Consider the following 15155-nt stretch of genomic DNA (forward strand, 5'->3'; position numbering starts at 1 on the left):
GTCTCCTGCGGAGACACGACGCGGAGTGACTGCGTCACTCCCAATGTCGCCGCGCCGCTGCGCGGCGCCGGGGGGAGTGTCCCGACGGGCAGTCACCTGCGGTGACTGCGGGCTGATCCGGCTCGGATCGGGAGTGCGGCCTTGTGGGTGGGAGGCCGGTTGTGGCTCGGCACCCCCTGCGGGGGTATCTATGCTGGTCAAAAGGCTTGTTGAGTGGTTGTCAGGGGTTGGTTGCTTCCGTCCCCTGCGGGGCCGGCTGCCCCGGTCTCGCCTCTTCTTGCTCGCTGGTAGTGACCAGTATGCCGGGGGTTGGAGGCGGTGTCCAGCCTCCCGGCCCGGCCGGAGGGCGGTCACGCAGAGTGCCACATGAGCAGCCTATCCGAGTGCGAGTGGTCTACACCTTATGAAAAAGGGGCACCAAGAGGGGTGGGGGTCCGGGCCCGGAAATCACCCAGCCGGCCAAACCGAAATACCCAAACAGCAAACCTCCATGACCAAACCTCATACCACCCCCAAAACCCACCCCCTGACACCCCAACAAACCCCCATACAGAAACCGCATAAGAAAACCACTCAGAACCTAGACCCAGTGATTCAAGTGCGGTAACTTATTCATGTCGGGGCAAGCCGCCTCGGCGTCACGGAAACAGCGGCGCCTATTTTCGCGCCCTCTACCGTAGTAGAACCGGAGGAAATTTGAATCCCCTGTACGCGCTGCCGAGCATGCTCGGTAGTCGCTCTACTGAGGCAAGTGCCGTGCTTCACACGGCACTTGCCGGACGCCCGCTGGTCGACTTCGACCGGCACACGACAGGCGGCCGTGTCGCCTATGCGGGGCCGGTCCCGGTCTCTGCCGCCCGTCCCGCGCTGTCCCTCGGGTGCTACGCGCCGTGGGCTCCTGCGCTGCCCGGTGACGTGGTGTCCGCTGAGGCGGGCACCGGGCTGCGGGGTGGCGGTGAGCGCAAGCACACGTGGTGGCCCTCCATCGCGCAGCGGGCTGCTGACCGCGTTCGGGGCATGGCCTCGCCGGTCGTGGCGGGGTGGTACGCCGTGCCGCATCTCGCCGAGCTGGCCGGGGTTACGGGAACCGTGGCCGGGCTGCCGGTGCTGGTCCGTGACCAGGTCGAGAACAAGGGCGAGTTGGGACGCATCCTGCGCGCGGCCGGTGTGTCGGAGCGCCTGATGATCCCCGGCCGGACCTACACCAAGCGTCTGCCGGATCTGTCGCGGATGCGGTCCGACGTTGGCGCGCGGCGGCTCGTGGTGCAGTCGGCTCACGCTGCGGGCGGGCGCGGCACGGTCTTCGTGGACGGCCCGGCGGACATGGCGCGTGCCGTGGCGCTGGCCGGGCCGTGGCGGGTGTCGGCGTTCGTGGACGGCTGGAGTTCGAACGTGTCGGTTCTGTCCGTGCCGGACGGCCGGGGCGGGGTGCGGGTCTACGTGGACCGTCCGTCGCGTAAGGCGGTCGGTGTCGGCGCGGTCGGCATCGGTCCGGCCAAGAGTGCGGGCAACGACTGGTCGGGGGCGCCGTTTCCTGCCCGTGGCGTTGCCGACGTGATCGAGGCGGCGACGTGTCTGGGTGAGTGGGCATGGCGCACGCACCGCATGACGGGGCTGTGGGGAATCGATGTGATCTGGTCCCCGGACGGGCCGGTGATCAACGAGATCAACGCGCGCAAGCAGGGCACGACTGAGATTTCGGGCGTGAACCACCAGCTTGCCGGGGTGCCGCCGCTGGTGGTGGCGCATCTGGTCGTGATGCTCGGGCACCGTCCGACGTGGCTGCCGGACGCCGACACGTTCAACAGCGGCTCGCTGGCGGCGGGCGGCGTGGGCCCCTACTACCTCAAGATCCGTGCCCGGTCGGCCGTGTCCGCGCGGGCGGACTTCCCCGGCTCCGGGGTGTACCGGCTGGCCGGTGGGCGGCTGGTGTGGGAGCGGCCCGGCGCGCACCCGGCTGAGGCGGACAGCGACGCGGGGCGGGTGCTGATCGCGAACGCCCCCGAGGCGGGCACGGCGTGTGAGCCGGGCGCGGAGCTGGCCACCGTCGAGGGGCTGACCGCTGGTCAGGCTTCGCCGTTCTCCAGCCCCTCGGATCTCTCCGACCACGGTCGGGCCGTTCTCGCGGCCTTCGATCAGTGGTTCTCCATCGACAGGAAGGAAGCACGATGACTCTGCTCGAACAGCTTCGGACGCTGCCGGATGAGGCGCTGACGCGGCTTCAGTACCTCGCCCCGGCCACGGGGTGCTTCAACCGGTGCGGGTTCTGCTCGCAGGTGGCCGGACGGGACGTCTGGCAGCTCACCCGGCCGGGCCTGTACGCGCTGATGGACGGCATGGCCACCGTGGCCGATGAGCGCGGGCTGAGGGTCGCCCGGGGCCGTGACGCGCACCGTCCGGGGACGGTGTTCCCGTACCTGGACAACGACATCATGAGCTACCCCTACCTGGACGACTACCTGTCGCTGGCGGGTGACCGGCTCGGAGCACGGGTGCGGATCTCCAGCGTCGGCTACTCGTCTGCGGCGCCGGACCTGGTGGCGATGCACCACCGGATCGTGCAGCGGCACGGAGATGTGCTGGACGGCGTCCGGGTGTCGCTCACGCCGTACACCCTGGGGTGGACAGACAGGGCCGGGGAGGACACGACCCGTGAGCAGTTCACGGCCGACATGGCGAACCTGCTGCGGACCTACCGGCCCGTGCTCGATGCGCTCGGGCACGGTGCGGCGACGGCGGCCATGGAGCTGCGATTCCCGCCGCTGCTCGGCCTGTTCCCCGTGAGCGAAAGCATGGTGGACGGACACCACGTCATCGCGGCCGGTCCGCATCTGGTGATCAGCACCACGGCGCAGACCACTGCGATGCAGCGGGCGCGGGTCGTGCGGCTGGGCGCGGGCAATCAGCCGGTGTTCAGCACCGAGGGGCGGGAGTACCTGCACCTGACCGGCGACGGTCTGAACGGCTCCCCCTCAACCGTGCGGGCGGCCCTGGCGGGCACGCTGGACGTGCTCCACGAGCGGCGGACGGCGCAGGTGTGGCAGTTCGCCAACGCTGACGGCCCGTACTGGGCCGTGGAACCGAACTTCGCGGAGACCGGGCGCTTCACCGCGCTCCACCTCTACCCGCGTACCAAGACCCGCGAGAAGTCCGGGTACACCGACGCCACCCGGCCGTTCCTGAACGCGCTTCTCGCGTTCAAGGCACAGCGCGGGATCGGACGGCGCGAGCCGTTCCCCGCCGCGACGTGGGCGGACGTAAGCGAACTGCTGTGGGGGCTGGCGGGGCGGGCGAGCGCCCTGGTCGCCATCGACCGGGCGGCGGCGCGGCACATCCGCGAGAGCGTCCTCCCGCTGGTCGAGACATACACCGAGGCGCTGCGCGCCGCCGGGTGGCCCGCGTCGGCGGTGTTCTCCCGAGAGTTCACCATCGACACCGGACAGATCGTGAACCAGGGGCGCGGACAGGGTCTGTTCCGAGGACTGGTGAGCGTGCCGGACGAGCCGATGACCCCGCGTGAAGAGCGCGGATACGGGGAAGTCAGCCTGTCCAGCATCCGGGGCACGGTGTGGAGGATCGCCCCCATCCCGTTCGCCTCGACCGGGCACCTGTCCGTGGCGGTCGCGGGCGGGAAGAACACCACGGCGGCCGTGCCGTCGCTGGTGGTCGAGGAGCTGGACCCCCGGCATCTGCGCAACACCGACCGGGCGACCGGGAAGCCGCTGCGGCGCTTCAAGCTGACCGGGGCCGAGGTCGAACACGTCACCCTGGATCGGGGTCGGTCCCGGCGGGCCTTCCCCGGGCTCCTCGCCGAGTAATCCGCTGACGGCCCGCGCCGGTTAGGCGGGGCAAGTGGGCCGGACCCGATAGCAGCGGGTCCGGTCCACGGGCTCACGATACCGGCGCGGCGCGGCGAGCGCGCAGCGCTCGGCCCTCGCTCCAGCTCCCGGGCGCGCAGCGTCCCGGGGATCGCTCCCCCTCCCGGCCGTGTGCGGCCGGGGATCACTCCGCCCCGCCCGGCCGCTTGCGGCCGGGCCCCACTGCGAGGCGCACCGCGCCTCCGCACCCGCTGCGCGGGGAAAGGTGGGAGCCGCCGGACGGCCGTCCTCGCGGCCTCGGCCACTATCCCCGGGCGCGCAGCGGCCGGGCCCCGCTGCGAGGCGCGCAGCGCATCGGCACCCGCTGCGCGGGGGAAGGAGTGGAAGCCTGGCTGCGCCGCCCGGGCGCTGGCTGTCAGGGCAGCGCGTCGGCCCGTCAGGGCCGACGCCAGAGCCGTCAGGCTCCCGCCCCCGAGACTGCTCTTGGCTCCCCAGCGCCGCGCAGCGGCGCGGCAACCCTGGGAGGGACGCAGTCCCTCCGCGTCGTGTCTCCGCAGGAGACCGCGCGCCATGGAAATTGCTCGCCCACGACGCTGCGCCGGGTGTGGGTGGGGGAGGTGCGCGGGAGTGACTCCGTCCCGGTCACCGACCGGTGTGAACTGAGGGTGGGGACGGAGTCAGTGCCGTGCACCTCCCCCACCCACACCCGGCTGCGCCCCGCACGGGTGCGCCCCACCCACGCGGCTGCGCCCCGTCCCTCGGCGCCGCCACTCAACGGCTGGTGGCTGCCGTGCGCCTGGGGCCGGCGATCCGCTCCACCGAGCTGCGCCCTGCGCCCGGGCCCTGCCCTGGCGTACACGTACATGGCCCGCCGCTGCGCCCGCCGGGCCCAGGGTCAGGGTCAGATCCAGCGGTAGTTGGAGTCATCGAGAGCCGGCAGAAGAGCGGCGCCGGCGTCCAGTTCGGCGGCCGGGCCCTCGAGGTCGGTCAACGGCAAGGGCGGGAAGAGCGCCAGGTCCTTGGTGTCCTGCCACCGGATCCAGACCAGTTCGCCGGCTCCGGCGGTGTCGTCGTGCTCCATCGGGCTCAGTGTCTCGCGGACCGTGTCGCCGATGCTCAGGCGGAAGACCATGTGGAGTTTGCGGGGCGGGGTGGTTCCGGGGCGGCTGACCATGGCGTCGATGAGCCATGTGAAGCGAGGGGCGGTGTCGGCCTGGTGGACGTGCAGGTCGAGTTCTTCCCTCAGCTCGCGGGCGAGGGCGGCCGGGATGGGTTCGCCTGGATCGACGTTGCCGCCGGGCACGGTGTACTGCTCAGTGCCGTTCTTGACCCTTTTGATGAGGGCGATCTCGTCGCCGTTGAAGATCAGTGCGGCAACACGGATCTTGATGCGGTGGAACGGTGCCTCGGCGTTCACGGGGTTGCCTGTCCTTCGTCGGTACGAGCGGTCTTTGATACGCGGGTGGTGCGGCGGTTGCCCATCCCCGGCCGGCGCGCCTGCCAGTCAGTGACGTCGCCCCAGGCGCGCCTTTCGTCGTGGCCCACGGGCGGGAAGGGGTTGTTGGATCCAGGTGGGTACAGCCGGGGGTAGTTGCGGACTTCGGTGTAGTCGCGGTCGAGCCGGCGGGCGATCTCGGCGAGCGACACCCGGTCCTTGCGCGGCCACTGCCTTGCCGGTGGATCTGCGGGGCCGGCGCCGGGGGTCTTCGCACGCTGCAGGTCGACGGCGGCCTTAACCGCCTCACGGGGGTAGACCTTGGAGGGCCGGCCGCGGGCGGCGCGTCGTTTCCCGATCCCGTCCGCGGCGGCCGGCCAGTGCGGCCACTTCGTCCACTCCTTGCCGACGGTCGCCTCACTGACGCCGTAGGCGGCAGCGATATGGGCCACGGTCCAGTAGCCGGGCGCGTCCCAATCGAGAATCTCGACCATGGCCTGTGTCCTCTCCGTAGTTTTTTCCAAAACTACTACGGGCAGGGGGGGGCGTCGCCGGGGCGGTGCTGCAGGCAGGCCCGGGCCCCTGGTGACCCAAGGCCCCACGGGTGACCGCGGGGCCCTCGGGCGTTGGTGCCGGCTGCTACTTCTCCCTCTCGCGCCACTTTCGGAATCCCCAGACGGTCAGTGCCGTGATGAGGGCGGTCAGCAGGCTGGCGGGGAGCTGGGTCAGAAAACCCTCTGTGAGCTGAGTCAGCGCCGTGTCGAACATCGTTGTCTCCCTGGCGAGTTGGAGTTGGTCTCACCAGGTTCGACCCGCCCGGGGGCGCGCTGACGCAAGAGGACGACGTTCCACAACTCGGTACGAGAGGCCACGGGTTAGGACGCTGTACCTTGTGTGTCGGACGCTATCGGACACTTCTGGACACTCCACGGGGGACGGCTCATGGCCAAGCTCACCACCCCTGCGCTTGCCCCCGGGCCGCGTAAGGAACTGAGCGATCACCTTCATGCGCTTCATCGCCGGGCGGGATGGCCGTCCGTACGCGAGCTGGCCAAGGCGCTCGGGCAGGGGGTGGCCAGCTCGAGCCGGATCCACGACGCCTTCACCAAGCCACGCCTGCCCGACTGGGGACTCGTGCAACTGGTGGTGGCGGAGCTCGCGTCACGGGTGCCCGACGCTACGCCGGCCGCCGAGGTCAAAACCTTCCACGGCCTTTGGGACAACGCCGCGGAAGCCGGGGACAACCCCAGACAAGCGCCGGTTGCAGCCGTTCCTGCCCCAGAGGAATCCGGCCGGGCCACTTTGGCCGCGATCGAAAAAATGCGTCGGCTTGTAGACGATGTGCGCACCCAGAAGCCTGAGGTTTTCACGCCGAGTACCGCTTCCGTCGCGGCGGCCAGGTCCACCTCGGTTGGTAGCCTCAGCCCGAAACCACGAGACTTTCCCACGCTTACGAACTGCTCTACCCCCGAGCAGCGCGCAAAAGACCTCGAAGAAGACGCTGAAGACGTTATGGCCGCGACCGTCACCGACCCCTACGTGGTCGGCCGTATCTACGCCCGGCGATGGATCAATCGCCTTGGCCCTCAGTACGACCTTGAATTTTTCGCCCTGGAATACCCGATTGTCCCCATGCGTATTCGGAATGATCTGATGATGTACGCCGGGCGGTGCGGCCTTCCCGACGCGTCTGAGGGACAGAACAATGAGAGGGATCTTCTGTTCCATCTCTTGCGGGGCTTCTGGCATGAGGTACACAACGAGTTGGGTGAGGATCCCATTGATCCAGTCGGGATGCCGACCTGACGGCTTACGCGGCGCCCTTGGCTGCCGAAGGTCTGGCTGGGCTGCTGTACAGCGCCTACGGCCGCCCTGCCTGGTCGGGCGGGGCGATGCCGGTTCCGCCGGTGACCGGCGGATGAGGGTTAGCGGCCCTCTCCGGCCATCGCGTGGAACGCGGCTCCACGTGGCGACACCGTGCCTTGACCGCATTCCGTCCTGCATCATATCCCGCCCGAAATAGGCTATGCGCCACCCGGCTTATTGAGGGAAATCCCCCTCAAGGAATTTCTAGTTGTTCCCGGGTGGTTCGTGCCATGGAGCCGTCATGCGTTCCACGGCAGCTCGGATTCCTCGGCGGACCGCTGGCGGGTAATCGAGTCGGTCTGCGGCCTGGTCGAAGGTCATGTGCTGGTCGGTACTCATGAGGGCGGCGATCCGTTCACCCCGGAGCTCGGCGAGCAGGCGCTGGGCCGTGGCCGGCGCAACGCCGACCGCTTCACGGACGCCGGAGATCGTGATGCCAGGGGAAGCGTCGAGAAGTGCAGCCACGTGCGCGCGGGCCTCCCCGCGGGGCAGGGCGTTGCTGCTGCCCTTCGGTCGGCCGGGCGCGGCACTCTTGCCTGGCCGGCTGTCGCGGAAGGTGCGCACGACGTCGCGGGGCCAGTGCTCGACTCCGTGGATGGTGATCGCGTGCGGTGCGATCTGCGGATCGGTGGCGTAGCTGTCCCATGTCTTGGGCGTGACGTCGAGTTCCGCGGCGGCTTCGTGGCGGTCCAGGAGCATGCCGGGGTCGTCGTCCCGTAGTTCCGGGACGGCTTCGCCGGCGAGGAATGCGTTGGTCTGGCCACCGTCCCACAGGAGGGTGCGGGCGCCGGCGGAGCTGATAGGTGCGGGGAAGTGGTCCTGGGTGTACGGCTTCTTGTTCCGGAACGTGCCCATGGCCATGCCCATCTCGTCGGCGAGCATCTCCCGGGTCCGCACCAGATGCTTCCGGTCTGGATGGATCATCGCGTGCTCCTTCAAGGGCTCTACTGGGAGCGGACTGTGACATGCGCCGCCACAGGACCGGAAAAGATACCGCAATTTCATCACCGCCGCCTGGGGACTGAGCCGGCCGAGCACGCGGTGAGCCAGGACGGGTTCACTCGGGCCGCTTGGATGGGGTAGCCGACCGCAGGCGACTCGCGCGGCGACGGACGCCCCCGCCGAACTGCAAGCGCCACCGCATCCACGCCGCCTCCGAGAAGCGTTCCGGCCCCAGCGGCAGGCCTGAGCAGCCTTTCCCGCCAGACAAGGGGCGGGATTGGTCGATGGGCGGGATCCCGGGCAGGCGTGGGACCGGACCTGTCCGGCCCCGCGCGGTCATCAGGCCCCGGCTTGCTCTGCGGGTGGGTCTGGAGACTGCTCGTCACCGTGTTCGGCAGGTGGCATGGGGACCAGTCGGTCTGTATCGGACAGCTCCAGCGACCGGTGGATGCCCTCAATGGGAGGGGAGTCGTTGTCAGTGACGATGATCTGAAGGCGATCGACGTGCTCGGTGGCCGTGCGCAGAAGGCTGGCATACATCTTGCGCAGGCGTTCGAGGTCGACGCCTTCGTGGCCGACGTTGCTGCTGATGCCGTCGATAATCAGGAGGTTGGGCAGAGGGATGTCGCCGTCGTTGAGTGCCACATGTTGGTGTGCAAGTACATGGGCGACGTTGACCAGTACCTCGACGCCTTGCGATTGCAGGTCAGCGAAGGAACGGCCGTCCACGACAGGCAGGTACGTCTTCTTATTGATGTAGGAGCCTGGCTGATCGTCGAAGCGGGGTGCGTCGAAGCTGCGAAGGACGGCTTCGAAGGCGTCATCGAGTTTCTGTAGACGTGCGCTGACGGCCTGGTTGCTGTGGCGGGTGGCGTCGATTTTGCTGTTGAGGTCTTCTTGCTCTCGTTCGAGCTCCGCCACGCGTTCGGCCTGCCCTGCCAGCCGGTCGTGAAGGGCCAGGCCGTCGTCGAGGCGAGCAAGGTGCTCCTCGAGTTGGGCTTGCCGGGCGGCGATTCTGCGGATGCGGTCTGCCTGGTCGGTGATGTAGGTGGAGGTTGCTCGGTCCAGTTTTTCGCCGAGGTCCGCCCGGTACTGAGTCTGGGTTGCCAGGGCGGTCTGGAGCTGAGCGAGGCGGTTGTTGCTTCGGGCGATGAGTTCTTCGGTCTCGGTTACCTGCTCGATGACCCGGTCTTGCTCCGCGGCAAGGGAGGACGGAGCTGGCAAGGTAGGCGGAGTTTGCAAGCAGAGTCGGCAGGTGTGCTCGTCGCCCCTGTCCGGTACGCCGGATCCGCAGCGCGGGCAGGTGTGGAACTCGAAGTCGTTGAGGAGCCGCTCGGCGACCAGGGCGCGGGTGAGCCGGCGGCTCTGGGCGATGAGTTGTCCGTGCAGTTCGCGGAGGTTGGCGACGGATACGGCTTCGGCTTCTGCGGCACCGGCGATCCGGGCGAGCTCTGCTTCCGTCTGTGCGATCCCTTCGCGGAGTGTGACGGTCGTCGGCCCGGGGAGCTTGATCCTGTCGGCGAGGTCAACGTCGGTCTGGCGAGCGTGGTTGAGTTCCCGCTCGGTCTTCTGGCGTTCGACTTCAAGCTGGGCTCGGGAGGCGAAGGCGGTGGTCTGGAGGATCCGTTCGAGGGTGTTGGCATCTGCGGTGAGGGCTGCCAGCTCTGTGGTGACTGCACGTAGGCGGTCGCGCATGCCAGCTGCCTCGGGGTCGTAGAGGCCGTAGAGGATCTCGAAGACGTACTTGCGCTTGATGTTCTTGGAGTAGTTGTCCGGGGTTCCGAAGACAGAGGAGTCGATCTCCTTCTGTCGGAGGACGCAGTACATGAGGTAGTCGCTGATGGTGACCGGAACCAGGGGGCTCGTGTCATCGCTGGGAGCGCGCGGGACGCTGAGGCGGGGCAGCTGAAGTACATCGCGCCACCAGTCACGGAAGGTCGCGTCGTACCCGGCTTGGAGCTGGCTGGCGGGCAGCCGCCAGACTTCCCCGCGGCCTTCGACTTCGGCGATCTCCACCATGGCGTTCGAGGTGGTGACCAGAGGGCGGACGATGCGAAATCGGCGATCTCCGACCAGTACCGTGCCGGCGATGGTCCGTCCTCGAAGTTCGGGGACGACGCTCACGTCGGCGCCGAGCAGGGCCCGGAGGCAGCTGACGGTGGCCGTCTTGCCGCCGCTCATGGAACCGACGATCGCGTTCATGCCCGGTTCGAAGCGGATCGTGCGGCTGGTGCCGACCAGGGTGATCTCTTCGATGCGCAGTCTCATAGGTGGGTCCCCCAGTCCGCCTCGACGATGTCGGGGAACGTCTCGTAGATCAGGTTCTTCAGGGTGGTGCCGGTCAGGTTGAAGTGCCGGCGCAACAGCACTGCCCGGTCGTGCACGGGGCGCCAGCTCTCGCTTTGTGTAAGAGCGCGAGCCACGTCATGCCCGGCTGGGGTCGTGCAGTAGGTCGCGACGGCGTCTTCGTGCCTGGGCTCGATGAGTCCTTTGCCTGTGAGGGCGCCGAGCAGGCTGTAGTAGGTGGGGTCCCAGGGTCCGTACTTGTAACGGATCATGCTCTGCTCGATGGTTCCGGTCAGCCACGGGTTCTCGCCAGCGTCGACGCCAGGCCGCCGAACAGCCATGAGGCGGTTGAAGTGGTCCGGGTAGCGCAGCAGGAAGTCGAGCTTGGCCAACTTCATGCGCCCTTCGATGCCCTTGGCTCCGGAGAAGACGTCGATGAGCAGCAGCAGGCGTGCTTGGGCATCGGCCGAGGGCGGCTGTGTGGGCGGCGCGGCGGCGGGCGCGGCGGCGCTAGGAGGCATCTCGGGCGCTCCCCCAGTCGAACTTGCACTCGTCTGAGATCGCGCATGCTCGGCCCATCAGGAGCACACCATCTTGGGCATAGAGGGGATGGCGGTCGTACGTGCCGGGACTGGCATCCAGTAGGCGCTGCAGTTCGTCGAAGATGACGTCAGCGGGCTGGGGCTGTCCCCGATGGGCTCGGCCGGTACGGCGGGCCAGCAGCAGCAGACGCTGGTCAAGGTCGGTCTCGATCGCTTGGTCGCCCGGCCAGGCCCCCAGAGCCAGCTCTCTGAAGCGGTGCCGGTCGGCGTGGGCACGCAGCATCTGCGCCTCCTCGATGACCTCCTCGGAGGCTGCACCCGCCCGGAGCTTGCGAACAAGCGCGGTCTCGGGGGCATGCAGTTGTTGGGAGAGGTCTTCCAGCAGGACGTGGTCGGGACGGGTCAGGCGCTGGCGTACGTCGGCAATCGCCACTGCGGAGAGGCGTTTGTTCAGCACGGCCACAGGCGGATTGTCGAGGACCAGGAGCTCTGTCCACCGGGCTACGGGCAGGCCTTGGGTGGCATCGCGAGTACGCCGGAGCAGCTCGTTGTATAGGGCGTCAATCGTCGCCATGGTGAGTCCCGGGCCGAGATCCGCCAGGACCCGCGTATTGCGCAGCTCGATGTCGCCGCGTCGCGGCAGCGGCCTGATACGCACTAGGGGAAGGAAGTCGCTGAGCGCGTCCTCTTTGACGTCCAGGTGCTTCGCCACCCGCTTGCGGCACGCCTCGTTGTCTCCGCCCTGTCCCTTGGACAGGGCCACCACCGCGGCGTCTGCTGGGTCGAGATGGCCCTCGATGCCGGCGGTCAGCTGATAGGTCAGACCAGTGCCTGCCACAGCTCCGTACGTGCGCCACAGGCTCTTGAGCGGCTTCTTGGCGATTACATCTGTGAGCGTCCAGGGCTCCACGGCATCCCTGGTCTTGATCTGCTGGAAATCCCAGAACACGCCACCGTCGGTACACCGGGAGTCGCCCTCCCGCGCCACGACTATGTCCTCAATGTGCTCGCAGGTCACATGGATGACCGTTCCGCCCGCGAGCATCTCCAGGACTGCTTGCACAGCGATGTGTACCTGGTACTCGAACCGTCGCACCACACCTGAACCCGTGTCATCCGGTGCTTCGATCTCAATCGGATCAGCCATCCGCCCCCCATCTCGTTACTCCCCGGACACGCAGCGTAAGGCGTCTGTGATCTCCAGTCGACAGTCACAGGGACCAGCCCACGACAGAACAAGGAGGAGCCAGCGTTCGCCGTGTCCAGCCGACGGAGTCCGACGCCGTCACACCACGTGCTCGGCCTGGCCCAGAGCGGATCCCAGTCAGCGGGCCATTCCCCGCCCGGAGGTCAGGACGGCCAGCGGCGGGGCGTAAGCGGGGATCCGTGAGCCGGCGCCGGTATATGTCTGCGCTCGGGAAGCAGGGTGGTCTACACACGTTGGGCAGCGCATCTCCCAGATCCCGGCTTCCCGTTGCTGGCGCTGGCGCTCGATCTCCCATTCCAGGCGGATCCGCCGGTTCTTTTCGCATGTCAGGCAGACCACTGACCACGGCTGCCCGTGGCCTCGGAAGGGCTCCAGGGGTGCGTATCCGAGGTCGTGTGCGGTCTGGATCGCGGTCTGCTCGCGGGCGAACTTGGCCAGGGCGCGGTTGGGTTCGGGGGCGGGCTGCTCCCCGGCGTGGCGTGCCCGTTCCTCCTGGTACTGGATGTTGGCTCGGTGCCAGGCCCGTACGAGGTCGCCGTGGCGCTCTGGTGGGATGCCGCAGCCCACGAGGAACGCCCGCATCTGGTTGAGGGTCGGGCGGGAGGTCTGCCGGGTTCCGATGCGCTGTGCGGTGGAGTGCGGCAGGCGCCCGAACCACTTCCAGTGGGTCAGGGCGCGCCGTTCGATCAGCCGGTACGACGGGCTTCCCTTGCGTTCGCGCAGGTCGACGAGGAAGAGGCCGAGTTCGGCGTAGGTGGTGATCTGTTCCACGCCGACCGGCTTGGTCTGGGGGCCGCGGCGGCCGTGTCGCTCGTCGTGCGCGGTCTTCCACATCCCCCTGACGGTGTCCAGGTCGAGGTTGCAGGCGCTCGCGAATTCGCTGACTACCTCCCAGGTGGAGACGTGTTTGCCGTCAGCGGCCCGTTGCAGGGTGGTCGCGTGGTACCTGGTGATGGCCGCGAGCTCGCGGTAGCTGAGGCGGCGGCGGGCCAGGCCGTCGCGCAAGTGCTGGGCGAGGCGCCCGGGTGCGTTGTTCGGGTTGGGGATCGGGTTCGAGGTGCGCCCCACGGCGTGGTTCTCCCGTCACGCCTGGCCAACGATGCGGGCGAGTGCGGCTACGGCTTCGCGTTCGGCTTCCCGGGCCGAGCGTGCCGCGACGGCGAGGGTCATGGCCGTGACCGTGACGACGGAGGCGCCGGCGGTGCCGCTCATCAGAAGCAAGATCTCGTTGACGGGCAGGCCGAGCGCGGCGAGCAGCACTGCGGATGCGAAGAACACGGTGGTGACGATCAGGACGAGGGTCTCTCGCGGCCCGATGCGGGTGGGCGCGGGGTAAGGCGGTGTCATGTCTCCCCTAAAGGTCCTCGGCACGGGTCTCCCCGTGACGTGGTGAAGACCCCCGGGCGACGTACGCGCCGGGGGCCGGGCTTCAGCCGAACAAGCGCTGCCTGCGGGCCGGTTGGCGCCGCCCGAGACAGATGGTGCGGACATATGCTGCCAGTAGCTTGAGCCGATCGGGGGACATTGATGCGCGGTGTCCGAGCAGGGAATTCACTGCTCGGCGTGATAAGTCGGCGACGTTCCGTACGCGGGCCGACGGGCATCAATCGGCGTACCGCCCCCGCAACGCCCGTACCAGGGCTGATGCGTCAGAGCGCTCCCTTCCTCCGCATCGGCTTCCGTGGGCGCTCGTCGATGGGGCGGTGAATCCCGCGATTCTGTCCCAGGGTTCCTTGCTGTGGCATCACGACGTCTGCCACCATCCACCCGACCCCTGAATACGGGCTTCAGCCGCCAGACCAGGGTTTCCGCACGATCGCGTTGGCGCGCGAGACTGCATAAGAGCCGGCCCTCTTACTCGGGGCCGGCTCTTGCCGTTGCGGACCCGACGTACAGACCGCGCGGGGCGCGCCAGTGCCAGGTCCGTTGTCGCCTGCGTCGTAACGGGCTCCGCCGCTGCTCGTTGATCGAGGCCTTCGGGCGACTCATACGGCCCTGTCAGCACCACCACTCAGCTGACGGAGCCGTCTTGCTACTGCCTCAGCGAGCGCGGCCGCGCGCTCGGCGCTACGGCGCGGGCGTATAGCGGACCACGGTGTTCTCACATGCCTCCGCGTGCACGCCGCTTGCAGCAGCCATAAGCAGCACAGGACACCTCCGTTCACGCTGCTCCGGCACCTGTGTGCTGCTGACGAGCCGACGGCGCCTGCGCACTCACACCCAGCCAGAAAATCTTCAGCAATCGCGCTCACACTCTCGGGCCGGATCGCCTGGTACTTCACAGTGCCGCCAGCAAGCTGAGGCGGCGCTCGTCCCTGACCGATCTACTTTGGAGGCAACGACGGATATGAGCAGCGATGATGCTCGCGGGCAGATCCCGCACCAGCGCGAGCCGCTGGGTCCTGACGCGCAGCGTCAGTGGGACCGGATGCACAAGATGGCCCGCACCGTGCGGCAGCTGATCTACTCGCGCACCGGTCTGCCCGCCACCGAGATCGACGAGATCGAGGCGAAGGTGTGGGAGGCCCTGTTCCGCCGCCTTCGCACCGGCCCGCTCGACGGTCACGTCGAGGCGTACGTGTGGACAGTCACCGGCCAGAAGATCCGCGAACACCTCGCAGAGCTGGCCCTATGGTCCCAGCGGTTCGTCGCCAACAGCGACGAGGCCCTGGAGCAGCAGGCCTGCCCGGGTCCGGAGGAGCAGAGCCTGGCGGACCTCGCGCCCGCCATGAGGCAGCTGCGCGGCTCCATGTCAGAGCTGCAGCTGCGGGCGTTCGTGCTGGCGGAGGCGTACGGCATGAAGGCGCCGTTCATCGCGAAGACCCTGGGCGGCACCGTGACGGCGGCCTCGGTGCGCGACGCGCTCCGCCACGCCCGCCGCAAGCGCCGGCAGCTCTTCGGCGGCCTCGCCGGGGACCTGGACTAGCTGCTTCCCGGAGGCACAGGCCGTCCGCAACGACGACGCTTCGGCCCGCGCCTCCGGGTGGTGACTACTCCGACAGGGAGCAGCACCGGCACGGATGGGAGGTCATGAACGACAACTGCGCTGGTTCCGAGAA

General features: G+C 68.4%; 13 protein-coding genes. 4 read left to right on the plus strand and 9 right to left on the minus strand.

What is annotated here, in order from left to right:
- The first annotated feature begins 1017 nt into the window (after positions 1-1017).
- Positions 1018-2172, plus strand: coding sequence for a hypothetical protein (locus ACWF79_RS28215; RefSeq protein ID WP_453730978.1), 1155 nt, complete (start codon positions 1018-1020; stop codon positions 2170-2172).
- A complete protein-coding gene (locus ACWF79_RS28220) occupies positions 2169-3818 on the plus strand; it encodes a hypothetical protein (RefSeq protein ID WP_453730979.1) in 1650 nt (549 codons plus the stop codon). The genes ACWF79_RS28215 and ACWF79_RS28220 overlap by 4 nt, the downstream gene beginning before the upstream one ends.
- A 901-nt stretch (positions 3819-4719) precedes the next feature.
- On the opposite strand, the gene ACWF79_RS28225 is transcribed toward ACWF79_RS28220, so the two are convergent.
- From ACWF79_RS28225 to ACWF79_RS28235, 3 genes are all read right to left on the minus strand, one after another.
- Entirely contained in the window at positions 4720-5235 is a 516-nt protein-coding gene (locus tag ACWF79_RS28225) for an NUDIX hydrolase (RefSeq protein WP_453730980.1), read from the minus strand.
- Entirely contained in the window at positions 5232-5747 is a 516-nt protein-coding gene (locus tag ACWF79_RS28230; RefSeq protein WP_453730981.1) for a hypothetical protein, read from the minus strand. Before ACWF79_RS28230 ends, ACWF79_RS28225 begins: the two co-directional genes overlap by 4 nt.
- A gap of 145 nt (positions 5748-5892) precedes the next feature.
- On the minus strand, positions 5893-6021 hold the full coding sequence (locus ACWF79_RS28235) for a hypothetical protein (RefSeq protein ID WP_453730982.1): 129 nt from the start codon (positions 6019-6021) through the stop codon (positions 5893-5895).
- A gap of 174 nt (positions 6022-6195) precedes the next feature.
- On the opposite strand from ACWF79_RS28235, the gene ACWF79_RS28240 reads away from it, so the two are divergent.
- Positions 6196-7059 (plus strand): hypothetical protein, encoded by an 864-nt coding sequence (locus ACWF79_RS28240; protein ID WP_453730983.1) that lies wholly within the window; start codon positions 6196-6198, stop codon positions 7057-7059.
- A gap of 264 nt (positions 7060-7323) precedes the next feature.
- On the opposite strand, the gene ACWF79_RS28245 is transcribed toward ACWF79_RS28240, so the two are convergent.
- The 6 genes from ACWF79_RS28245 to ACWF79_RS28270 all read right to left on the minus strand — a co-directional run bounded on the left by ACWF79_RS28245 (position 7324) and on the right by ACWF79_RS28270 (position 13443).
- On the minus strand, positions 7324-8043 hold the full coding sequence (locus tag ACWF79_RS28245; RefSeq protein WP_453730984.1) for a hypothetical protein: 720 nt from the start codon (positions 8041-8043) through the stop codon (positions 7324-7326).
- 357 nt (positions 8044-8400) lie between these two features.
- Positions 8401-10329 (minus strand): hypothetical protein, encoded by a 1929-nt coding sequence (locus ACWF79_RS28250; protein ID WP_453730985.1) that lies wholly within the window; start codon positions 10327-10329, stop codon positions 8401-8403.
- Entirely contained in the window at positions 10326-10868 is a 543-nt protein-coding gene (locus tag ACWF79_RS28255) for a hypothetical protein (protein ID WP_453730986.1), read from the minus strand. Before ACWF79_RS28255 ends, ACWF79_RS28250 begins: the two co-directional genes overlap by 4 nt.
- Positions 10858-12036, minus strand: coding sequence for a dsDNA nuclease domain-containing protein (locus ACWF79_RS28260; protein WP_453730987.1), 1179 nt, complete (start codon positions 12034-12036; stop codon positions 10858-10860). Before ACWF79_RS28260 ends, ACWF79_RS28255 begins: the two co-directional genes overlap by 11 nt.
- A 177-nt stretch (positions 12037-12213) precedes the next feature.
- Positions 12214-13164 carry a hypothetical protein gene (locus ACWF79_RS28265; protein WP_453730988.1) on the minus strand — a complete coding sequence of 317 codons (951 nt, stop codon included), beginning with the start codon at positions 13162-13164 and terminating at the stop codon, positions 12214-12216.
- Positions 13165-13179: 15 nt separating this feature from the next.
- Positions 13180-13443: a hypothetical protein gene (locus ACWF79_RS28270; RefSeq protein WP_453730989.1), complete on the minus strand. Its 264-nt coding sequence runs from the start codon at positions 13441-13443 to the stop codon at positions 13180-13182.
- A 1000-nt stretch (positions 13444-14443) separates the two neighbouring features.
- Between ACWF79_RS28270 and ACWF79_RS28275 the strand changes: the two genes are divergently transcribed.
- Positions 14444-15022, plus strand: a complete 579-nt coding sequence (locus ACWF79_RS28275; RefSeq protein ID WP_453730990.1) for a hypothetical protein — start codon at positions 14444-14446, stop codon at positions 15020-15022.
- Positions 15023-15155: the final 133 nt, after the last annotated feature.

It is taken from the genome of Streptomyces sp. NPDC054975, assembly GCF_053609105.1.